Annotated in this window: 17 protein-coding genes, 2 tRNA genes, 1 rRNA gene and 1 other RNA gene (1 of these 21 only partly in view); 20 read left to right on the forward strand and 1 reads right to left on the reverse strand. The window is 40.2% G+C overall.

The features are described 5' to 3' along the window. Positions 1-143: 143 nt before the first annotated feature. The 8 genes from UFO1_RS23785 to UFO1_RS23820 all read left to right on the forward strand — a co-directional run bounded on the left by UFO1_RS23785 (position 144) and on the right by UFO1_RS23820 (position 11,226). Entirely contained in the window at positions 144-1,313 is a 1,170-nt protein-coding gene (locus tag UFO1_RS23785) for an ROK family transcriptional regulator (RefSeq protein ID WP_038674723.1), read from the forward strand. Between the two features lie 234 nt (positions 1,314-1,547). Then, entirely contained in the window at positions 1,548-3,044 is a 1,497-nt protein-coding gene (gene xylB / locus UFO1_RS23790; RefSeq protein ID WP_038674725.1) for a xylulokinase, read from the forward strand. Positions 3,045-3,060: 16 nt separating this feature from the next. Then, complete coding sequence (gene xylA / locus UFO1_RS23795) at positions 3,061-4,374, forward strand: xylose isomerase (RefSeq protein ID WP_038674727.1); 1,314 nt, start codon at positions 3,061-3,063, stop codon at positions 4,372-4,374. A 161-nt stretch (positions 4,375-4,535) separates the two neighbouring features. Beyond that, positions 4,536-5,615 carry a D-xylose ABC transporter substrate-binding protein gene (xylF, locus tag UFO1_RS23800; protein WP_038674729.1) on the forward strand — a complete coding sequence of 360 codons (1,080 nt, stop codon included), beginning with the start codon at positions 4,536-4,538 and terminating at the stop codon, positions 5,613-5,615. Between the two features lie 63 nt (positions 5,616-5,678). Next, complete coding sequence (locus UFO1_RS23805; protein ID WP_038674731.1) at positions 5,679-7,205, forward strand: xylose ABC transporter ATP-binding protein; 1,527 nt, start codon at positions 5,679-5,681, stop codon at positions 7,203-7,205. After that, positions 7,202-8,386 carry a sugar ABC transporter permease gene (locus tag UFO1_RS23810; protein WP_038674732.1) on the forward strand — a complete coding sequence of 395 codons (1,185 nt, stop codon included), beginning with the start codon at positions 7,202-7,204 and terminating at the stop codon, positions 8,384-8,386. Before UFO1_RS23805 ends, UFO1_RS23810 begins: the two co-directional genes overlap by 4 nt. A 133-nt stretch (positions 8,387-8,519) precedes the next feature. Continuing rightward, on the forward strand, positions 8,520-9,848 hold the full coding sequence (locus UFO1_RS23815) for a hypothetical protein (protein WP_038674734.1): 1,329 nt from the start codon (positions 8,520-8,522) through the stop codon (positions 9,846-9,848). A 187-nt stretch (positions 9,849-10,035) separates the two neighbouring features. Beyond that, a complete protein-coding gene (locus UFO1_RS23820; RefSeq protein ID WP_038674736.1) occupies positions 10,036-11,226 on the forward strand; it encodes a M20 family metallopeptidase in 1,191 nt (396 codons plus the stop codon). 167 nt (positions 11,227-11,393) lie between these two features. Here the strand turns inward: UFO1_RS23820 and UFO1_RS23825 are convergent, their stop codons facing one another. Beyond that, positions 11,394-12,257, reverse strand: coding sequence for a MurR/RpiR family transcriptional regulator (locus tag UFO1_RS23825; RefSeq protein ID WP_038674738.1), 864 nt, complete (start codon positions 12,255-12,257; stop codon positions 11,394-11,396). 249 nt (positions 12,258-12,506) lie between these two features. On the opposite strand from UFO1_RS23825, the gene ilvD reads away from it, so the two are divergent. The 12 genes from ilvD to UFO1_RS23880 all read left to right on the forward strand — a co-directional run. Continuing rightward, the gene (gene ilvD / locus UFO1_RS23830) at positions 12,507-14,153 is read left to right on the forward strand and encodes a dihydroxy-acid dehydratase (protein WP_038674740.1); all 1,647 of its coding nucleotides are present in this window, start codon (positions 12,507-12,509) and stop codon (positions 14,151-14,153) included. 62 nt (positions 14,154-14,215) lie between these two features. Beyond that, positions 14,216-15,547 (forward strand): GntP family permease, encoded by a 1,332-nt coding sequence (locus tag UFO1_RS23835; RefSeq protein ID WP_038674743.1) that lies wholly within the window; start codon positions 14,216-14,218, stop codon positions 15,545-15,547. Positions 15,548-15,777: 230 nt separating this feature from the next. After that, complete coding sequence (locus UFO1_RS23840) at positions 15,778-17,319, forward strand: gluconokinase (protein ID WP_038674745.1); 1,542 nt, start codon at positions 15,778-15,780, stop codon at positions 17,317-17,319. 245 nt (positions 17,320-17,564) lie between these two features. Beyond that, a tRNA-Ser gene (locus UFO1_RS23845) sits at positions 17,565-17,654 on the forward strand. Between the two features lie 48 nt (positions 17,655-17,702). Next, positions 17,703-17,902: signal recognition particle sRNA large type (gene ffs, locus UFO1_RS24685), an RNA gene on the forward strand. A gap of 112 nt (positions 17,903-18,014) precedes the next feature. Further along, positions 18,015-19,739 carry a DNA polymerase III subunit gamma/tau gene (gene dnaX, locus UFO1_RS23850; protein ID WP_038674747.1) on the forward strand — a complete coding sequence of 575 codons (1,725 nt, stop codon included), beginning with the start codon at positions 18,015-18,017 and terminating at the stop codon, positions 19,737-19,739. 4 nt (positions 19,740-19,743) lie between these two features. Further along, a complete protein-coding gene (locus tag UFO1_RS23855) occupies positions 19,744-20,070 on the forward strand; it encodes a YbaB/EbfC family nucleoid-associated protein (protein WP_038674749.1) in 327 nt (108 codons plus the stop codon). Positions 20,071-20,073: 3 nt separating this feature from the next. Next, positions 20,074-20,670, forward strand: a complete 597-nt coding sequence (gene recR, locus UFO1_RS23860; protein ID WP_038674751.1) for a recombination mediator RecR — start codon at positions 20,074-20,076, stop codon at positions 20,668-20,670. Positions 20,671-20,726: 56 nt separating this feature from the next. Further along, positions 20,727-21,020, forward strand: coding sequence for a DUF2508 family protein (locus UFO1_RS23865; RefSeq protein WP_038674753.1), 294 nt, complete (start codon positions 20,727-20,729; stop codon positions 21,018-21,020). A gap of 180 nt (positions 21,021-21,200) precedes the next feature. Then, positions 21,201-21,479, forward strand: coding sequence for a pro-sigmaK processing inhibitor BofA family protein (locus UFO1_RS23870; RefSeq protein WP_038674755.1), 279 nt, complete (start codon positions 21,201-21,203; stop codon positions 21,477-21,479). Between the two features lie 306 nt (positions 21,480-21,785). Continuing rightward, positions 21,786-23,344: ribosomal RNA gene (locus UFO1_RS23875) — 16S ribosomal RNA — on the forward strand. Positions 23,345-23,544: 200 nt separating this feature from the next. After that, positions 23,545-23,558 (forward strand) — tRNA-Ala (locus tag UFO1_RS23880) (it continues 62 nt past the right edge of the window).

Genomic DNA, 23,558 nt, shown 5'->3' on the forward strand with positions numbered 1-23,558 from the left:
TATAAAAAGGAAAAAAATATCTTTTGAAAAGCAGGAAATAGCGATATTGCTGAAGAAGTTTAGTTTGTATATCCAACAAACTAAATATTAGATTTTATGCTGAGAACAAGAAATAACAATAAAAAGACAGGGTAGAGTGAAATATGATAACTGCTGATCAAATTTTAGTAAAACAAATTAATAAAGCCATAGCCCTAAATACTATATATAAAAAGAAACCAATTTCTAGAGCGGAGATAGCAAAAGTGACTGGTCTGAATAAATCCACCGTTTCGGCTTTAGTAGATGAATTGTTAGCAGAAGAACTAATTATGGAAACCGGAACGGGAGAATCACAGGGCGGACGCAAGCCAGTACATCTTTCTATTAATAAAGAGGTAGGAAATATTATAGGTATAGACCTTGGCGTAAACTATATCTTGAGCGTACTAACGAATTTCGCGGGAGAAATAATTTGGGAAAGACGTATTAGTGTAAAGAAGAATGGTAATTCCTCTTTACAGAGAATTGATGATCTCTTTCAATTAATAGAAGAAGCTATTAAAAATGCACCACCTTCTGTGCGTGGCGTTATTGGTATAGGGATTGGTGTTCCTGGTATTGTAAATTATGAACAGGGTCATATTCTGTCAGCACCTAATTTATGCTGGACGGACGTTAAGCTTAAAGAGATTGTTGAAACTAGATTCCAAGTCCCCGTATTTATTGATAATGAAGCAAATGCAGGGGCGATTGGTGAGAAATGGTTTGGTTCAGGCAAAAAAGCGACAGATCTGTTATATGTTAGCGCTGGAACTGGTATTGGAGCGGGAATTGTCATTAATAACGAAGTGTATCGGGGTTCACAAGGATTGGCTGGTGAAATTGGTCATATGACAGTTGAGCTAAATGGCATTGCTTGTTCCTGTGGAAATCACGGTTGCTGGGAAGAGTATGCATCAGAAAAAGCATTATTTCGATACATGCAAAAGAAGACCTCCGTTGAATCGTTAAGCGTTTTCGATTTGATTGATTTAGCAACAAAAGGGGATCACGCTGCTCAAGAAGGTTTTAAATATGTGGGAAAGTACTTGGGAATTGGTGTAGCCAATCTAATTAATGCTTTTAATCCCGAAATCGTGATAATTGGAAATACGTTGCCTTTAGTAGGTGATATACTTATGGATGAACTTCGCAAAGAAGTTGGGCTCCGCTGTTTTGCTTCCAAATATTATTCTGTAAAAATACTCTCTTCTGAGCTTAATATGCACGCTTGTGCTATGGGGGCCGCAGCGCTGGTAATATCTAGACTTTATGCTTCGCCTGTAGTGTAGTAATGTTTTCCGTTTATAGATCCTTACTAAAAATAGGTAGTAAGGATCTATAAAGAGTGTCTATGAAAAAAAATAAGTTATAAAAAGATAATTCTTGCAGGAATTTTTTAACTAATGTTGAAATAGTTTATCCATACAACAAACTATTTTTTTAATCTAACTTAGTTTGTGCAAACAACAAATTAAGTCGAAAAATGTATACGGAATTATATAAAGGAAGAATGGAGGAGTAATATGGATGCTTTCTTAGGTATTGATCTTGGAACATCTTCTGTCAAATTATTGTTGATGAGTGAAGAGGGGAAAGTGATTCAAACCGTGTCCAAGGACTACCCTGTGTACTATCCTAAACCTGGCTGGGCTGAGCAAAATCCTGAAGACTGGTGGCAAGCTACTAAAGAAGGTATTAAAGAAATCGTAGAAAAATCGGGTGCTGCTGGAGAAAGAATAGGTAGCATTGGCCTCAGTGGGCAAATGCACGGGTTAGTACTTTTAGGGGAAGAGGATCAGATTCTCATGCCTGCATTGTTATGGTGTGATCAAAGGACTTATGCTGAGTGCGATACTCTTACCGAACAATTAGGTGAAAAATTATCCGAATATACTGGCAATAAGGCACTGACAGGCTTTACAGCTCCTAAAGTGTTATGGGTCAAAAAAAATTGTCCCGATGTATATGAAAAAATAAGACACGTTTTGCTGCCGAAGGATTATATACGTTTTCAGTTAACAGGAGAATATGCAACAGATGTATCCGATGCTTCAGGTACATTGTTTTTTGATGTTGCCAATCGGCGTTGGTCCCCAGAAATGCTGCAAGTACTAGGTTTACGTGAAGACGTGTTGCCGAAGTGCTATGAATCAGATCAAGTAACTGGCAAGATAAACTCTCGGGCTGCTTTAGAAACCAGGTTACGCCCAGGAACGCCTGTAGTTGGCGGCGGTGGAGATCAAGCTTGTGGCGCAGTTGGAGCTGGCGTTGTGTCGGCAGGTGTTGCGTCTGTGGCTCTGGGAACCTCAGGGGTGGTATTCGCTTGTCAAGAGAATTACGCAGTGGATGCTCAGAACCGTCTTCACTCCTTTTGTCATGCTAATGGGAAATGGCATGTTATGGGCGTTATGCTGTCAGCTGCCTCTTGTCTTAAATGGTGGGTTGAAGAGGTTTGTCAGTTAGGAGAAGGTAGTTTTAAAACACTGTTGGAAGAGGCAAAGATGGTTTCACCAGGTAGTGAAGGTCTATTATTTCTTCCTTATTTAATGGGCGAACGTACACCTTATAGTGATCCTTATGCTAAGGGGACATTTATCGGACTGAGTATGTCTCATAAACGAGGACATATGACGCGAGCAATCTTAGAAGGGGTTGCTTTTGGATTAAGGGACTCTTTAGAAATTACGCGGGAACAAAACATTTCCATTCAAGCTGTTAGGGTGAGCGGAGGGGGAGCAAACAGTATTCTATGGCGCCAAATATTAGCAGATATTCTTAATTTGCGCGTCGATGTTGTGAACTCGGTTGAGGGGCCTGCCTTTGGTGCGGCTATTTTAGCGGCAGTAGGTGCAGGGGTGTTTACAAATGTAGAAAATGCCTGCCACGCTACCATTAAAACTTTAGATAGTATGGAGCCTATCTTAGAACATGTGGAAAAATATAATGCTATTTACCCTGTATATCGTGGACTGTATAAAACACTGAAAGATACTTTTGAAGTATTGCATACAACGATTTAGAAATGGAGGATATAACATGACTTATTTTGCAAATGTACAAAAGATTGCCTATGAAGGTGCTAAATCAAAAAATCCATTGGCGTTTAAATACTATAATCCAGAAGAAATAGTGGCTGGGAAAACCATGGAGGAACAATTAAGGTTTTCTGTTGCTTATTGGCATACCTTTACCGCGGAGGGTTCAGATCCCTTTGGAGCAGCGACTATGACCAGACCATGGGATCAATATACGGGTATGGATAAGGCGAAAGTAAGAGTCGAGGCAGCTTTTGAATTATTTGAAAAGTTAAATGTCCCTTTTTTTGCCTTTCATGATCGAGATATAGCTCCTGAGGGAAGTACCTTACAAGAGACAAATAAAAATTTAGATACAATGGTAACTATGATCAAGGAATATATGAAAACAAGTAAAACAAAATTGCTTTGGAATACTGCCAATCTTTTTTCCCACCCTCGGTTTGTCCATGGGGCAGCTACGAGTTGCAATGCTGATGTTTTTGCTTATAGTGCGGCACAGGTGAAAAAGGGCTTAGAAGTTGGGAAGGAGTTAGGGGCAGAGAATTATGTGTTTTGGGGTGGTAGAGAAGGCTATGAGACTCTGCTTAATACTGATCTGCAACTAGAATTAGATAATTTGGCTAAATTCTTTCATATGGCTGTTGCTTATGCCAAGGAAATTGGCTTTACAGGACAGTTTTTAATTGAGCCAAAGCCAAAAGAGCCGACCAAACATCAATATGATTTTGATGCAGCTGCAGCGGTGGCATTCTTAGGAAGATATGGTTTACTGGAACACTTTAAGATGAATATTGAGGCCAATCATGCTACGCTTGCAGGTCATAACTTCCAGCATGAACTTAGATGGTGCAGAATTAATGGTATTCTTGGATCAGTGGATGCTAACCAGGGAGATTTATTACTAGGTTGGGATACAGACGAGTTTCCGACAGATATGTACGAAACAACCTTAGCAATGTATGAAATTTTAAAGAATGGCGGTTTAGGCAAAGGGGGACTTAATTTCGATGCCAAGCCAAGACGAGGTTCGATTGATACGGATGATTTGTTTTATGCCCATATCGCTGGAATGGATAGTTTTGCTAGAGGGTTAAAAGTCGCGCAGAAACTCATTGAAGATAGAGTTTTTGAAGATGTTCTTGCTGATCGCTATCATAGTTTTACAGAGGGCATAGGTCTTGCTATCGTTTCAGGGAATGCTGATTTTCATACGTTAGAAAAGTATGCAATGGAAAATCAAGGGATAAACAATCAATCAGGGCGACAAGAAAAAATAAAATCGATTCTGAATCAATATCTTTTAGAAGCCTAGAAGTCTAGAAGTCTAGAAGTCTAAAAGGCTAATGGAATCAACGGCTGCCGGGATGCTATATTTAGCGTCGCAGCGCCTTAGGTAAAAATGATTCACATAGGAGGCGATATAAAATCCATCTCATTATTTTTAGAATCATAAAATAGTTGGAGGGAAGCACTGTGTTTAAAGGTAAAAATGTAAGATTAGTTCTTTTGGTAGCGATTTGTATTATTTCCTTACTAGGGGTAGTTGGATGTACCAAACAGGAGACGACTACTTCTAAAGAGGCTCCAAAAAGTAAAACGATTAAAATCGGTGTTAGTATGGATGACTTGAGGCTAGAAAGATGGCAGCATGATCGTGATCTTTTTGTACAAAAAGCCAAAGAATTAGGTGCGGAAGTTGTTGTTCAGTCTGCGAATGGTGATGACCAAACGCAATTTTCTCAATGTGAAAATCTAATATCTCAAGGTATTAATGTGTTAGTTATTATTCCTCACAATGGGGAGGCTATTGCACCAATTATTGAACAGGCTCATAAAGCTGGTGTTAAGGTATTAGCTTATGATCGTCTCATAACTAAGTCCGATGTTGATTACTATATATCCTTTGATAATATCAAAGTTGGCGAATTACAGGCCCAAGCAGTCATAAAGGAAGCTCCTAAAGGAAATTACTTTTTGATGGGGGGATCACCTACCGATAATAACGCTAAGATGTTTCGTCAAGGACAAATGAATATTCTAAAACCCTTAATTGACAAAGGTGATATTACAGTGGTCGGAGACCAATGGGCCAAGGATTGGCTGCCAGAAGAAGCATTGAAGATTATGGAGAATGCTTTGACTGCGAATAACAACAAGATTGATGCTGTTGTTGCTTCAAATGATAGTACGGCAGGTGGCGCTATCCAAGCATTATCAGCGCAAGGTTTAGGTGGAAAAGTTCCCATCTCCGGTCAAGATGCTGAGTTAGCAGCTTGTCAAAGAATCGTGGAAGGCAAACAAACCATGACTGTCTATAAACCTATCAAGAATCTAGCAACCTCTGCAGCAGATCTCGCTGTAAAGCTTGCCAAAGGTGACTCAATTAAAACAGATGGCGTAGTGAATAACGGTACGAAAGATGTTCCAGCTATTTTACTTACTCCTATTGCAGTGGATTCTAAGAATATAGTAGAAACTGTAATTAAGGACGGTTACAACAAATTGGAAGATATCTTTAAAAATGTATCAAAGGATAAATGGCCAAAAGGATAGTCTATTAAAAGGTGGGGAAAAGAGTTTTCCCCGCCTTCCCAATTATGATTTGAGGGGATAAAAATGAATGATTTTATTTTAGAAATGAAGGATATCGTCAAAGAATTTTCTGGAGTAAAAGCACTAAAAAATGTTTCATTTAAGGTAAAACGAGGAGAAATTCACGCTTTATGTGGTGAAAATGGCGCTGGCAAGTCAACTTTAATGAAAGTACTAAGTGGGGTGTATCCTCATGACACTTACCAAGGAAAGATATTTTTTAACAATGAGAATCTTATCATCAAAAATATTAGAGATGCAGAGCAAGCTGGCATAGCTATTATTCATCAGGAATTGGCCCTATTTAAAGAACTTGCCGTGTATGAGAATATTTTTATGGGCAATGAATGCAGTAGAAAAGGTTTTATTAATACTCCTGCAATGCTAGCCCAAACCCAGGATTTATTAAAAGAAATGAAATTAGACATTAACCCCGATACTCTTGTTAAACATTTAGGAACAGGTCAGCAACAATTAGTTGAAATCGCGAAGGCTTTGGCGAAGAATGCTACGTTACTGATACTGGATGAACCTACAGCTTCTCAATCAGAAGGAGAAGTAGAGATTTTAATGGATATTTTAGGGCGACTTAAGGCTAAGGGCGTTACTTGTATTTATATATCTCACAAATTAGATGAGGTATTTCGTTTAGCAGATACAGTTACCGTTATTCGTGACGGTCAATCCATTGGCACAAATCCTACGAATGAACTCTGTCGAGATGATATTGTAAGAATGATGGTAGGGCGGGAAATTACTGATTTATATCCTAAAGTAGCTCACGTAACTGAGCAAGAGATTTTTGCTGTTAAAAATTACACCGTATATGATCCCAACGAAGCGAATAAGAAATTAGTGGATAATGTAAGTTTTCACCTAAAACAAGGTGAGGTTTTAGGATTTGCAGGTTTAGTAGGAGCTGGTCGGACAGAATTGGTTTCTGCTATTTATGGTTTTCATTCTGGTAAACAGTATGGCGAAGTTTTTCTGAATAAAAAGAAGATAAACATTAATCATCCTAATGATGCATTGCAATACGGCATCGCTATGGTGCCGGAAGATCGTAAACGTCATGGCATTATAGAGCAAATGTCTGTTAAGCAAAACATGACACTGGCGAATATTGAAAATTATCGATTGAACTTAGACTGCATAGATGATTGTAAAGAATTAACGGATACGAATCATTTTATCGATAAGTTAAAAATAAAAACACCAGGCTTGGATGCCCTCATTAAGAATCTAAGTGGTGGCAACCAGCAGAAAGTTATCCTAGCGAAATATTTACTGCGAAAATTAAAGGTATTAATACTAGATGAGCCTACTAGAGGGATTGATGTTGGTGCTAAATATGAGATATATAATCTAATTAACAATTTAACGGCGGAAGGTATAGCGATTATTATGATATCATCAGATTTACCGGAAATTCTTGGTATGGCTGATCGTATTGTAATAATGAATGAAGGCAAAATTAAAGGCGAGTTTATTAATAAGGATTTAGACCAGGAACAAATCATGCATTGTGCTGTAGGAGGGACTAGAGTGTGACGACGAAGATAGAGCAAACGAATGCAAAAGTGAATAAGTGGAATCAAAGTCCATTGAAATCAATGTTTAATTTTAATGTTAAAACCTATACTATGGTATTTGCATTGGTATCCATATGGCTAATCTTTACGTTTGCTACAAATGGAGATTTCTTGAGTGCAAGGAATTTATCCAATTTGTTTAGACAGATGTCGATAACTGGGATTCTTTCCATTGGTATGGTTTTTGTAATTATAGCTGGACACATTGACCTTTCGGTAGGCTCATTAATGGGTTTACTAGGTGGTATAGCAGCAATAACGAATGTGTGGTTTAAAGTAGATGGTATTCTGGCTATGGGAATTACATTATTAGTAGGTTTGCTTATTGGATTGTTTAATGGGTGGTTAATTGCTTATAAAAAAATTCCTTCCTTTATTGTGACACTTGGCGGGCTACTGGTATTTCGGGGAATTCTTGTGGGAGCAACGAAAGGCACTACCGTAGCATCCTTGAGCCCAGAAATTAGGTTTTTAGGTAATGCCTATTTAGTAGAAGGAATTGGAATATTTTTAGGGCTATTGGCTATTGCAACAATCATTTATACTTCGATAAGCAGCCGAAAATTGCGAGTTCAATATAACTTGGCCCTTCGCCCTTTATCGGTTGAAACCTTAAAAATTGTTTTCAGTGCGGCTTTGATATTATTGCTTGTAACTGTCTTAAATTCCTATCAAGGATTTCCTGTTCCTGTATTTATTCTCGCTGTATTGGCCGTTATTTTTACTTATGTATTAAACAAAACTGTATTCGGACGCCGAATTTATGCAATAGGTGGAAATATAGAAGCAGCTAAGTTATCCGGAATTAATGTTAATAAGATGACATTAAGTATATTTGCAATTAATGGATTCTTGGTTTCGATTGCAGGAATATTGCTCTGTTCAAGACTTAATGCTGCTTCCGTCGCTGCAGGACAAAATGCGGAGATGGACGCGATCGCTGCCTGTGTTATAGGTGGTGCCAGTTTAATGGGCGGTGTAGGAAGTATTGGTGGTGCTATCGTCGGTGCTTTGGTTATGGCTAGCTTGGACAACGGTATGAGTATGCTTAACATTGAAACCTTTTGGCAGTATATTGTAAAGGGAAGTATTTTAGTTTTAGCAGTTTGGGTGGATATTGCTACTAAAAATAAAAAGTAACAAGATTATCTACTCTTGTAGGTTTCTTATTTCATAATAGGTTAGTGTTCTGTCATTTACATGGTAATTTCTCCTGAAATAGGTATAATAATAGGTAAAGAAGTAATTGTTATATCATTATGGGAGAAAAATGATGAATAAGATAAGAGTGGCGATTGTAGGGCCAGCTGATTCCATTGTATTAGCAAATAAAGTGGCAATGGAACGGGCCGATATTTTAATACCAATTCCTATCGTGTATCAAGATGCGCTTGAGGTAGGAGATATAATAGCAGAACGTTCTAATGATGTAGATATATGGGTATTTTCAGGAATTGTTCCTTATGAACATGCTCTACAATTAAAGGTTGCAAAACCAATTTTTTATATTCCTCATGCAGGGTCTAGCTTGTGGCGTGCCTTACTACAAATTACGTATATTGAAAAACTGAATCTTAGTAGCATAAGTTTTGATACTTTCAGCGAAGAAGAAATTGAAGAGACATTTACTGATATAAATTTGCCCTTGCCGCAAATTTATGTAAATCATTATAGCGGAGTTACTTCTGCACGGGATATAACAGAATATCATTATCAGCTATGGAAAGATGGTAAAACCAATATTGCGGTTACGTGCCTTTTAGCAACCTATGAAAAATTAAAGGAAATGGGCGTCCCTGCTTTTCGCATATGGCCAACGCGTAGTAATATTCGTACAACACTTGATATTGCGATTAGTGCATTTGAAGCCCAGCGGTTTAAGGGGGGGCAAATCGCCATTCAGCATATAGCAATTGATGATTATGAAGATATCGTCCGTGCCAGCTCTAGTTACGGGGTAAAGCGAATTGAACTGAGATTATATGAAATACTGGTTGGCTATGCCGAAAGAATTAAAGGCTCCATCGTTGTTCGGGGAGAGGGGCAGTATACCTTATATTCTACTCGGGGGATACTTGAGGAAGTTACTGCCGATTTTACCATTATGCCAATTTTAGAAGAAATTACCCGTAGTGTAGCTGCTAAGGTAAGTGGTGGTATTGGTTTTGGATCAACTGCTTACGCTGCCGAGGAAAATGCGTATAATGCGCTTGGTCTTGCAAAACAAAGGGGAAAAGGTCTTTGGATGGTAGTAACAGATAATAGGGAGGCAATTGGGCCACTCAGTTCAGCTACCCATCTTAAGTATTCAATTCGTGTCGATGACGCTATTCTTAGACAATTTGCGGATACATTAAATATAAGTAACACAACAGTGAATAAGCTGTTAGCTGCGATTAACAAATTAGATAAGGATACAATTGCGGCTGATGATTTGGCCCTATATTTGGCAATTACTCCACGTAGTGCTAGGCGCCTTCTATCTACCCTAGTTGACCAAGGTCTTGCCGAAGTAATTGGGGCAGAGATGCTGGCGAAAGGGCGTCCACGAAAATTGTATAAGGTGCTATTGAATTCTTTGTTAAAAAAGGCAGTTGATTAGCGGGATGATACTAGCATCGGAGTTTCTTAGAATTAGAAAGCTCTCATAAAAATATGGGGGCTTTTTTTGTTGAATAAATAAAGGAATTTAAGGAAATGTCTTTAAAAAGTCCTAAAACATATGATATAATACAAATATAGTTCTGGTAAATCGTATTGTGATTTATCATAAAAGGTGGTTTTAAAAAATGTGGGATGAGAGGAATGCACTAGATCTTGAGAAGCAGCTAGTTTCTTGGAGACGTTTGTTTCATAGCAATCCGGAAGTAAGTCGAGAAGAAGAAGAAACATCTAGAGAGATCGCTGCTATTTTGCAGAGCATGGGCATTGAAGTTTTAACATTTAAGGATCACTTTGGAGTTTGTGGTGTTATCCAAGGTAAATATCCTGGTCCTACAGTTGCCCTTCGGAGTGATATGGATGCTCTTCCTATTACAGAAACAAACGATGTTCCTTATCGTTCTAAGCGTCCAGGGGTTATGCATGCTTGTGGTCATGATGGCCATATGGCGATTTTGTTAGGCGTAGCCAAAGAGTTTTCTTTGTGTCATGGAGAATTTGCAGGGACGATAAAATTCGTTTTTCAACCTGCAGAGGAAGCAGCTCCAATTGGCGGTGCTGGTCTATTGATAGCAGATGGTGTCTTAGAGGATGTGGATGTAATTTTTGGTTTACATTTATGGCCAGATCTTCCTTGCGGCCATATTGGAACTCGTCAAGGTCCCTTAATGGCAGCCTCAGATCGAATTGGTATCAAAATACTAGGTCAGGCAGCTCATGCTGGCCAACCCCAGCATGGGGTTGATGCGATTACGATGGCTGCTGATGTGATACAAGGTTTGGGCCATATAATGAACCGTCAAATTGATCCTTTGGAAGCCGCAACACTTTCCATTGGCAATATACAGGGGGGCGAGAGGTATAACGTGATTGCCAGGGAAGTCCTATTAGATGGAACGGTACGGACTCTTAGTGAAAAAATACGTAGACAGATAGCTAAAAAGGTAGAACGTACAATAACTGGTATCACAGCTGCCCAGGGTGGAAGTTATGCTTTGGATTATCAATATGGTTATCCTGTACTAAGTAATTGGGCAGAGCCTACGGATTTGATTATACTTGCAGCCCAGCAAGTGCTCGATAATGAGCAAATACACTCGGATGTTCAACCTGTCTTAGCTGCAGAGGACTTTGGCAGATATCTAGAAAAAGTTCCAGGAGCATTTTTTTGGTTAGGGTGTGGTAAAGAGGGAGAAGAAAATTACCACTTGCACAGTTCTTATTTTGATATAGATGAGAAGGCGCTGCTAATAGGTTCTACTATTATGTATAAAGCAGTCTTATTAGCATTAACTCATTATAATAAAGAAAAGGTATAGGCAAGCTGATTTTTTTATTGTGGTAAAACTAGAAAAAGGTTATTAACTCAATGAGCTAATAACCTTTTTCTTACGGAATCAGAAAGTATAACACTTTCTTGATTCCAAGTAAGAACGACTAAGGCTTCTGCCTACGTCCGAGGACTTGGCACAAGCCAAGTCTTTTCTTATATTTTCCGTTTAGCAATGGACTTACGAACCCTTTTCATGTTTTCGATGATTTTATCTTGTTGGCGAAGCAGTGATCCAACGTATAAGACGTCGACAATAGCTAGATGAATCAATCGAGAAGCCATGGCTTCCGAGCGGTATGTGACTTCCCTACCCATGCCGTGGAGTGCAATATCTACTGCTTGGCTGAGGGGGGAACGTAGATAACTTGTAATAGCAATGGTAGTAACTTGGTTGCTTTTGGCCATTTCTACAGCCTCTAATACATCCCGATTTGCACCTGTATGAGATACTGCAATGACTAAATCGCCTGGCTGAAGTAGGGTCGCTGATGCTATTTGGAGATGTGGGTCGGAATAAGACCTTACCGAGATACCAAAACGCATAAACCGATGTTCTATGTCAGAAGCTATGATAGCCGAGCCCCCTGAACCATAAACATCAATACGCCGCGTGGTAGTGATGGCTTGAATTGCCCTTTCAATAGCATCTTCATCGATAATTTTGAGGGTGTCTTGCAGCCCTTCGTTGATCCCTAAAAATATTTTACTCGCCATTGTGCGAATCGAGTCTGTAGGATCTACTTCTTTGTAAACAGATTCTAAAGGGGTATATAAATCGCCAGCTAAGGCAATCTTTAACTCTTGATATCCAGAAAATCCTAGTTTTTTGCACAGGCGAAAAACCGTTGCTTCGGCATTTTGAGCTGCTTCAGCCAATTCTGTAATGGTCATGTGAATGACTTCCGATGGATTTTCCAAAATATAAGTTGCAGTTTTTTGTTCTGTTTTGGTTAAATCATTAAAGCTGCTGCGTATCCGAGGCAAGCATGAGCTTACTATATTTTCATTACGTTCCATTCAACGGCCTCCACCCTTTTGTGCTAAAAGGATCTTTTTTATGTAGGAATATTGTAACAGACACTTTGCTATCCTGCAAGAAGGTTGCTTGATATTTGGAAAATTAATATCTGTTTTTATCTTGAAAAAGAAATATTTTTTGCGCCCTATTGCTTTTCCTAAAAAAGCAGTATATTATGATAATTAGTTGTGAAAAAATATTTCATAATAAGAAATAAAATAGATATTTAATTTCAAAGGGGCATTAAAATGAGTACAACTCTTAATAAATTGCCAGCTTATCAGCGGGCGATCGCCAAAGGTCACTTAGGATCATGTGGCGCAATTTATAAAAATTTGGATCGGCCGATTATTGCAGTGGTTAACTCTTGGAATGAAATTGTTCCTGGACATTGCCATCTTCGAGAACTTGCAGAAGATGTAAAGAGAGGGATAATAGAAGCTGGTGGTTATCCCTTGGAGTTTAATACGATAGCCATTTGTGATGGTATTGCTCAGGGACATGATGGTATGAAATACGTATTACCTAGCAGAGAATTAATTGTTGACTCGATTGAGGTAATGATTCGGGCGCATGGGATTTTTGATGGCATGGTATTGCTGGGCTCTTGTGACAAAATTGTTCCTGCCATGCTGATGGCAGCTGCTCGTTTAAACATTCCAGCCGCCATGGTAACAGGTGGTCCTATGATTAATAAAATAAAGCCTGCAGAATCAAAAGCTGCTAGGCAACAGTTTATCCGAGGAGAAATTGATGAGGAGAAGCTAGTCGAGGTTACGGTAGATTACTATCCTACAGCTGGCGTCTGTCCTTTTCTTGGCACTGCAAATACCATGTGTATTGTTGCTGAAACATTGGGCATGTCTCTTCCAGGATCAGCAGCAGTCCCTGCATTAAGTGAACTTAGACATAAGGTGGCATATGATACCGGTCTGGTAATTATGGACTTAGTACAAAAGGATATTAAGCCTCGAGATATTATGAGTAAAGCTGCTTTTGATAATACGGTAGCAGTGGTCTTGGCAATGGGAGGGTCTTTGAATACGGTACTACACCTTCCAGCAATTGCTCATGAATGTGGACTTGCAGTAACTTATGATGACTTTGACCGCATTAGCCGCTACGTTCCTCTCATTACTAGAGTTGTTCCGAATAGTCAGGAATATACGGTAGCTGATTTATATCCAGTAGGTGGTGTTCCTACGATTATGAATGAATTGCAGTCGGTACTGACGTTAGATACGTTAGCTATTAACGGTAAAAACTTAGAAGAAAATCTTAAAAATGCTAAGCCTGCAGATGGTGCTATTATTCGCAATTTTGATAAGGCTTTTACAGCAGAAGGCGGCATTGCAGTGCTTCGTGGTAATTTGGCTCCAGAGGGAGCCGTCGTTAAAAGCTCAGCTGTGCCATCTGATATGTGGATCTTTTCTGGACCGGCCAAAGTATTTGATTCCGAAGAAGAATGTATGGATGCCATTGATAATGGGGGCATTGTACCTGGTGATGTTGTAGTAATTCGCTATGAAGGACCTATCGGGGGCCCTGGTATGCGTGAGATGCATCGGGCTACAGAGGTAATTGGAAAAGTAGGTAATGTAGCAATTGTTACAGATGGTCGTTTTTCTGGGGCATCTGGAGGCTTATCAATAGGCTATCTTTCACCGGAAGCTGCCGAAGAAGGACCGATTGGAATCGTACAAAACGGTGATCGAATTGATATAAATATTTTTGAAAGAAGTATTCACTTGGGGATTGATGACGAGGAGTTACACTACCGTCGTACAAATACTAGACCTATCGCAAAACAAAAAGACGAAAGTGAATTTCTCAAACTATATGGACTTACGACCACGTCATCAGCAAAAGGCGCTGTACGCCGGAAAATAAAATGAGAGGAGTGTCTATGATTTAGGGATTTTGGTAAACTATTAAATGAGTGGAGGGGAATCATAATATGTTATTAGGAATCGTGTTTGTTGCTATTTTATTGTTACTATTATTGATTACAAAATTAAAGGTAAACCCATTTATTGCCTTAATGATTGTTTCCTTTTTCGTGGGATTATCTACAGGTATGCCTCTTGACAAAATAGTGGGCTCCATTCAGGCAGGATTAGGTAATACGTTAGGTTTCATTGCTATTGTTTTAGGACTCGGCACTATGCTTGGTAAGTTAATGGAAGAATCAGGAGCGGCGGAGCGGGTAGCACGTACACTGATTAATCGTTTTGGTAAACAAAATGTACACTGGGCGATGATGTTTGTAGCATTCATTGTTGGTATTCCTGTATTTTTCCAAGTTGGTTTTGTTTTATTATTACCTCTAGTTTTTACTATTGCAAAAGAAACAGGAATTTCGCTGCTTAAAATTGGCCTCCCTCTTGTTGCAGGTTTATCCGTGGTACATGGACTAGTTCCACCTCATCCGGCAGCTATGGCAGCCGTAGGCATTTTTAAAGCAGATGTAGGTAAAACCATTCTTTATAGCATTATCGTAGGTTTACCGACGGCAATATTAGCAGGGCCAGTATTTGCATCTTTTATTAGTAAAAAAGTGAAGATAACTCCGCCAGAAAATATAGCTAATACAGTAAAAATTGGACGCAAAGACGAAGAGTTACCTGGATTTGGTATCACAGTGATTACCATTTTATTCCCTGTGTTTTTGATGCTATTATCAACTTTCGCAGATATTTATTTACCAAAGGATGCTTCTTCTCGGATGGTGCTCAATTTTATCGGTAATCCAATCACATCCTTGTTGATTTCTGTATTGCTTAGTTTATTTACCTTCGGACTATGGCGTGGTTTCTCCATGGCTCAAATCGGCAAGTACTGTGACCAATCCTTACCAGCGGTTGCTAGTATATTAATGGTAATCGGTGGTGGCGGTGCTTTTAATAAAGTGTTGCTTGACAGTGGAGTAGGAGCAGAAATTGCCAAATTAGCAACGGCTGCACAGTTAAACCCGATTGTTCTTGGTTGGCTGGTTGCTGCATTAATTCGTGTTGCAACAGGTTCAGCTACTGTAGCAATGTTGACTGCTGCGGGCATTGTAGCTCCAATTCTTGCGATGTCTCCTGGTGCTAGCCCTGAGTTAATGGTTTTGGCAACTGGAGCTGGATCTCTTGTTTTATCTCACGTGAATGATGCTGGATTTTGGATGATTAAAGAATACTTTGGTATGACTGTTCAGGAAACACTATCAACATGGACCGTATTAGAAACCATTATTGGTGTAGCAGGACTCGTCTTTACCTTATTGCTTAGCATGTTTATAGCTTAGTTTATCCGATGACTAAACCGCTCTAAGATTCCCATCTTTTATAAGTGGGAGTTAAGAGCGGCTAAGTCCCTGGATAAGTGCGACTAAGATTCAGATGGAGTTAAAACTCCAACTGAATCAAGTCTTCTTTATTATTTTCATTATGACTTAGACTCAGAAAGAAATGATCAAATGTTGGCTTGATCATTTCTTTCTACTAATAAAACTATGTGTTATAGGAGGTTTCCAACATGAGTGGGCAAAATATAATTGGTGTAGATATAGGTACAACAGGCTGCCGAGCTGTTATTTATCGGCCAGACGGTACGACAATTGGCAGTAGGTCAATTGAATATCCTTTATATACACCACAAGCTGCCTGGGCGGAACAAGATCCTGAGGAAATCTTACAAGGTGTTTTGGAAGTGCTCGGCGGAGCAATTGCCGAAGCGAAATTGGCTCCCGAAGAAATTGCTGGATTATGTTTTAGTTCAGTTATGCATAGTGTGATCCCTGTAGATGAGCATGGCAATGCTTTGGATCGTATGCAAACTTGGGCTGATTCCCGTGCTCAGGATTATATTGAAAAGGTAAAAGCATCCCCTGATGCAAGTACGATCTACTTTAAAACAGGTTGTCCAATTCATCCCATGTATCCTTTATTTAAAATAATTTGGTTTAAAAATGAACGGCCCGATATTTTCTCTCGCACTGCGAAGTTTATCGGCATTAAAGAGTATATCTGTCATCGGTTATTTGGTAAATATTTTGTGGATGAATCCATTGCCTCGGCTACTGCTTTGTACAACATTCATACTCGTACATGGGACGAGGATTTATTAGCAATGATAGGAATTACCGCGGAGCGGTTATCTGAGGTATTGCCTACGACTCATACGGAAAGAAGCCTCAAACCAGAGATTGCTGAAAAGCTTGGATTGGCATCTGATACTGCCATAGTATTAGGCGCGAGTGATGGCGTGTTATCTACATTAGGCTCCGGTGCTATCAATCCAGGCCAGGTGACAGCCATGATTGGTACCAGCGGTGCTGTACGAATGATTACCAATAAGCCGCAGGCGGATGAAAAACAGCGAACTTGGTGCTATAATCTTGCAGGTGATACGTGGGTATTAGGTGGAGCACTAAGTAATGGTGGTGTGGCATTTCGCTGGGCAAGAGATAAATTCGCTACCACAGAACAGCGGGTTGCAGCAAATCTAGGGCTTGATACCTATGATATTTTAGGCCGCTACGCAGAACAAAAACCTGCTGGCTGTGAAGGTTTAATTATGCTGCCCCTTTTCTCGGGAGAACGGGCGCCTTATTATAATGCGAATGCTCGTGGAGTATTGTTTGGATTAAACCTCAATCATGGGAAACGCCACTTGGTTCGGGCGACACTAGAGGGTATTATTTATCGAATGTATAGTATCTTTAAGTCGTTAGAGGAAGTCGCGGGAGAAGTAAATGAAATCCGCGTTGGCGGTAGCTTTACTCGTTCAAAGGTTTGGGTTCAGATTATGGCAGATGTATTTGGACGAGTAATTCATGTTCCAGGTGAACCTGAGGGCTCAGCCTTTGGCGCTGCTGTTTTAGGAATGTACGCCTTAGGCATGATTAGTGATCTTAAAGAGGTTGAAAAATTCATTACAATAAAAGAAATTTATTATCCAAATGAAGAAAATCGTGAGATATACCAACGTTTATTTGGAATTTATGAGCGAGTATACTGGAATCTCCAAAGTGAATTTGAAGAAATTGCTGAAATTCAACGAACTTGGAAAAAATAGAGGTCGAAGGCCACAAAAATTAAATATGGTTATAAACTCTGATTGATGCAGGGTGCCGATCAATATATGGAATATAGTTTACCGAAGTAACCCTATAGACTGGCTTTATAAGCTTCTATAGGGTTGGTAAGGTGGCTAAAATTGGATTTTGATTTGATTATATTCTTGTTGACAATATTCTTGAGAAATGATATTATATTTCTTGCAGCCAGGTAAACAAGAGGGTTGCAAAAAGTATACAACTTGGAGAGATGTCCGAGCGGTTGAAGGAGCACGCCTGGAAAGCGTGTGTACGGGCAACTGTACCGAGGGTTCGAATCCCTCTCTCTCCGCCATTTATATTTTCATAGGGATGTCAGTTGATGAATTGTACTGATAATTGTTGGCGTAAAATTTAATATTTTAGCCATTTATTTATTTTAGAGTGGGGCCACGACAAAAGTTGGGTCTTACGCAATGGAAACTCATGAACCCCGTCAGGTCCGGAAGGAAGCAGCGGTAAGTGATAATTTTTATGTGCCGTGAGGTCGCCTGACTTTTGTTGTGGCCCGACGCTAAAATGATAAATGCATATAGTAAGCAACCAGACTTCTGGTTGCTTTTTGGCTATGATAGAGACTATAAGAGTAATTTAATTTATAAACAGGAAACTGTATCTTAGTATGGAATAAATAAGGTAAGGAGGTGTTTGTTAGATGGCTTACATCGCATTATATCGCCAGTGGCGTCCTCATGATTTTGAAAACTTAGTAGGGCAGGAGCATATTAGTATTACATTAAAGAATGCGATTGTATCAGGGAAGATAGCGCATGCCTATTTGTTTTCTGGTCCGAGAGGTACGGGGAAAACCAGTACTGCGAAAATTCTAGCAAAATCTTTAAATTGTATCCATGGCCCAACGCATGAGCCGTGTAATGTCTGCTCCAATTGTGCCGGGATTAATGCTGGCACTTCGATGGATGTGTTTGAAATAGATGCTGCCTCTAATCGGGGAATTGATGAGATTCGTGAACTTCGTGAGACTGTGAAGTTTGCTCCGGTAGATGGACGGTATAAAGTATATATTATTGATGAAGTACATATGTTAACGACGGAGGCATTTAATGCTTTACTAAAGACATTAGAAGAACCTCCTGCTCATGTAGTTTTTATTCTGGCTACAACGGAAGCACATAAAATTCCCGCTACGATTCACTCTCGATGTCAGCGCTATGATTTTAGACGTATTGCTGCAGGGGAAATTGAAGGACGGTTAGCTACCATTGTTGAACATAACGGCTTACATGTGGCGGAAGATGCATTAAAACTTATTGCATCCCATGCAGATGGCGGTCTACGAGATGCTCTTAGTATTTTAGATCAGTGTACCACTATGGAAGATGGTTTAATAACAGCAGATAAGGTGCGGAAGTTATTAGGGCTTATTGGCCATGAATGGGTATGGCGCATTACGGACTCATTGGTGGAGCGGGATTTTAAAACTATATTACTGGCTTTAAGTGAATTGATTTCATTGGGTAAGGAAGTTCGACAAATATTATTAGAAGTAGCTTTGTATTTGAGAAGTATCATGTTATTTAAGGCTGCTCCTACAATTGATAGTATTGAGTTATATGGTGATGATCGGGTTATGTTGGCTAAACATGCTGAAGGGTTTACTCATGAAGAATTAATCGATATGATTAAAATAGTGAATGAGGGTGCCAATGAAGCGAAGTGGGCGCCGGAGCCGCGGATTACGGCCGAAATGACCTTCTTGTCTCTCTGTCGCCCTGCGGCGAAGGGAGATATAGCCAATTTACTAGAAAGAATAGCAGCATTAGAGGCCAAATTGTCGAATAATCCTATATATGTAGAACCTGAAATAGTAAGAACGGCAGAGCCAATTCGTTATAGTAATCCGGTTAAACCAGTAGTGGTAAAACCTGTGATAGCAGAGACAATCGTGGCGGAAGCTAAGGTTGAGCCACGGCAGGAATCACAACAAGAATCTGTAGCGGCGAACCCTTCCGTATCGGGAGATGTTAAGGCAGTTTGGGATCAAGTTCTCAAGGAATTGGTAACAACGGGTAAACGCTCGGTTCATGCTTGTGTTTCCCAAGGGAATTTGATAAGTCTAAATGACAAACAGGCTACAGTGCAATTTACGGCAGCTTTTCCTAAAGAACGTACTGAAAAAGATGATTATCGAGTAATGATTGAAAAAGTATTAGCTCAATTTTGTGGAAAAACAGTGCAGCTTTGTTGTATACTGGGAACTGGGGCAGTAAAGCCTAAAGAGGGGCCTGCTGCGCCACCTAAAAACAAGCCAGTTACTACAGTATTGCCGCCAGAGGGGGCAGAACACCCTGCTTTGCGTCAGGCTATACATATGTTTGGTGGTAAAGTTATAAAAAAAGAAGAATATAAGGGGGACTAAGATAATGTTTGGAAATATGGGAAATATGGCTGGTATGATGAAAAAAATGCAAAAGTTGCAAGGTGAAATGGCGAAGATGCAGGACGAACTAAAAACCCGTACTTTAGAAGCAACTGCAGGCGGCGGCGCGATTAAAGTTGTAATTACTGGTGAAAAACAAATTCAATCTTTAAAAATTGATCCTACAGTAGTAGATGCGGATGATATGGAGATGTTGGAAGATTTAGTAGTTGCTGCTGTCAATGAAGCCATTAAAAAAGTGGATGACATGATGGCTCAAGAAATGGGTAAACTTACTGGCGGTATGAATCTGCCTTCTGGATTGTTTTAAAATATGCAATATATAGCGCCATTAGCGAAATTAATAGAGCAGTTTCGTGCTTTGCCAGGAATAGGCTCTAAAACGGCTGCGCGTTTGGCGTATTATGTTTTAGAAATGGATAAAACACGAGCTGAAGGGTTGGCTCAGGCTATTATAGAAGCAAAAGAAAAAATTGGTTATTGTGATGTTTGTTTTAATTTAACGGACTGTAATCCATGTTCTATTTGTCAGGCCGAGGGGCGGGATACCAGTATATTGTGTGTGATGGAAGAGCCACGAGATGTGGCTGCCATGGAGCGCACGCGTGAATTCCGTGGCAGGTACCATGTGTTGCATGGGCAATTGTCTCCTTTAGAGGGAGTTGGTCCAAATGACATTAAAATAAAAGAGTTGCTAGCCCGTATTCAGTCTGGAGAAATCACGGAAGTCATTATGGCCACCAATCCAGATGTGGAAGGTGAAGCCACGGCAATGTATATTGCCAGGCTTTTGAAACCATTAGGTGTGAAAGTCACCAGAATTGCACATGGGTTGCCTGTAGGTGGCGACTTAGAATATGCTGATGAAGTTACTTTAATGAAAGCGATGGAAAATCGGCGGGAAATGTAATGTTTAAATCTTCTTGTTTTTGGAAAAAATACTCCTAAGACAGGAGGGGGAGAACGATGAATTTCGTAGAAGCATTACAGAAAGTGCAAGATTATCTTTACCGCGGTGATACTATCGAAGCAAAAACCCTGCCGGCTCTTTCTCTTGTAGTAGAAGAAGCTAGGCAGGAATGGTTGAATGCTCAATATTATTACAATACTGTATCAGATCAAGACCTGGTTGATCATGCTGTATATTTGATGCAGGCAGCTGAAAAAAAGTATATATATTTACTGAAGAAAGCCCGTCAAGAAGGAGTGAGATCCTCTCCTTACGAAATTTCTGATACCAATATATATAAGAGACAATAAAAAACATCATTATCAATAAAAACCAGAGTAGAATGCTCTGGTTTTTTTCATACTTGACTCTTGGAGACATATAATATCTCATAAAGTATCTATAGGAGGTGAATATCAGTTATAATAAGGATACAATCAAAAAAATGATTGAAATCGTAATGGGTGTCTTAAATAGAAGGAGGTAATTTTATGTTTGCTGGATTTGGCGAATTTAATGTAATTTTGGCATATGTCTTCGGAATTATTTTATTATATGTAGTAGGACGAATGTTTTTAATGCCGATTAAACTTATCTTTCGTTTGATTTATAATGGTCTAATTGGTGGTGCTATGCTGTGGGCGTTGAATTTTATAGGAATACATATTGGGTTTAATATTGCAATTAACCCAATTACGGCATTGATTGCTGGATTTTTAGGTCTGCCAGGCGTTATCCTACTGATCTTATTTAAGCTATTTGTTGCCTAAGGACAAAAGCGGGAGTTCCTATGAATTCCCGCTCTGGTTTTATAAATAGGTATTCCAAGGTTTAGATAATATCAAAAAAAGTCATAAAATTTTAATGAATATTATTGACATGGTGTTAACGGTTGTGATATTATAAGTGAGTCGCCACAAGCGGCATGATGTTCCTTGAAAACTAAACAATGTAAGTAAGGTTAAAATAAGCCAGATGTGCGGTACTCGTTTGAGTACAAAACAAAGTTAGTCCACTTCGGTGAGATTGACAAAAAGCTAGTTTTTTAAAGAGCCATCAAGGTTCTCTAATATAATTTATTGGAGAGTTTGATCCTGGCTCAGGACGAACGCTGGCGGCGTGCCTAACACATGCAAGTCGAACGGAGATTTCAGCAATGGAATCTTAGTGGCGAACGGGTGAGTAACGCGTAGACAACCTACCTTCTAGATGGGGACAACACTGCGAAAGTGGTGCTAATACCGAATGTTGTATGTGAAACGCCTGTTTCACATACTAAAGGTGGCCTCTATTTATAAGCTACCACTAGAAGATGGGTCTGCGTCTGATTAGCTAGTTGGTGAGGTAATGGCTCACCAAGGCGACGATCAGTAGCCGGTCTGAGAGGATGAACGGCCACACTGGGACTGAGACACGGCCCAGACTCCTACGGGAGGCAGCAGTGGGGAATCTTCCGCAATGGACGAAAGTCTGACGGAGCAACGCCGCGTGAGTGAAGAAGGTTTTCGGATCGTAAAACTCTGTTTTCAGGGACGAATGTGCGATATGTGAATAATGTGTTGTAATGACGGTACCTGACAAGAAAGCCACGGCTAACTACGTGCCAGCAGCCGCGGTAATACGTAGGTGGCAAGCGTTGTCCGGAATTATTGGGCGTAAAGCGCGCGCAGGTGGGATAATAAGTCTGATGTTAAAGTTCGGGGCTCAACCCCGTGAAGCATTTGGATACTGTTATTCTTGAGTGCAGGAGAGGAAAGTGGAATTCCTAGTGTAGCGGTGAAATGCGTAGATATTAGGAGGAACACCAGTGGCGAAGGCGACTTTCTGGACTGTGTCTGACACTGAGGCGCGAAAGCCAGGGTAGTGAACGGGATTAGATACCCCGGTAATCCTGGCCGTAAACGATGGGTACTAGGTGTTGGGGGTATCGACCCCTCCAGTGCCGGAGTTAACGCAATAAGTACCCCGCCTGGGGAGTACGGCCGCAAGGTTGAAACTCAAAGGAATTGACGGGGGCCCGCACAAGCGGTGGAGTATGTGGTTTAATTCGACGCAACGCGAAGAACCTTACCAAGGCTTGACATCGTCTGATGATCCTAGAGATAGGAAGTTCTCCTTCGGGAGACAGATAGACAGGTGGTGCATGGCTGTCGTCAGCTCGTGTCGTGAGATGTTGGGTTAAGTCCCGCAACGAGCGCAACCCTTATCCTATGTTGCCAGCACGTAAAGGTGGGAACTCATGGGAGACTGCCGTGGATAACACGGAGGAAGGTGGGGATGACGTCAAGTCATCATGCCCCTTATGTCTTGGGCTACACACGTACTACAATGGGCTTTAATAGAGGGTAGCGAAGCCGCGAGGTGAAGCCAAACCCAAAAACAAGCTCTCAGTTCGGATTGCAGGCTGCAACTCGCCTGCATGAAGTCGGAATCGCTAGTAATCGCAGATCAGCATGCTGCGGTGAATACGTTCCCGGGCCTTGTACACACCGCCCGTCACACCACGAAAGTTGAGAGCACCCGAAGCCGGTGAGGTAACCAGCAATGGAACCAGCCGTCGAAGGTGAGATCAGTGATTGGGGTGAAGTCGTAACAAGGTAGCCGTATCGGAAGGTGCGGCTGGATCACCTCCTTTCTATGGAGATTTGAATCATTGAAATACATGGTTCTAATCCAAGGTCGTTCGCATCTGGCATTATATACTAGACGGAGCTTATGTGCTTGCTGTAGTATTACAACCTACTTACATTGCTTAGTTTTGAGGGAATACAAAAACATGCCTGCCGAATGAAGTAAGCAGGCGTGATAATATATATCCTCTTTGTATGTTATTATGGGGAATTAGCTCA

The organism is Pelosinus sp. UFO1 (genome assembly GCF_000725345.1).
Classification (GTDB): Bacteria; Bacillota; Negativicutes; order DSM-13327; family DSM-13327; genus Pelosinus.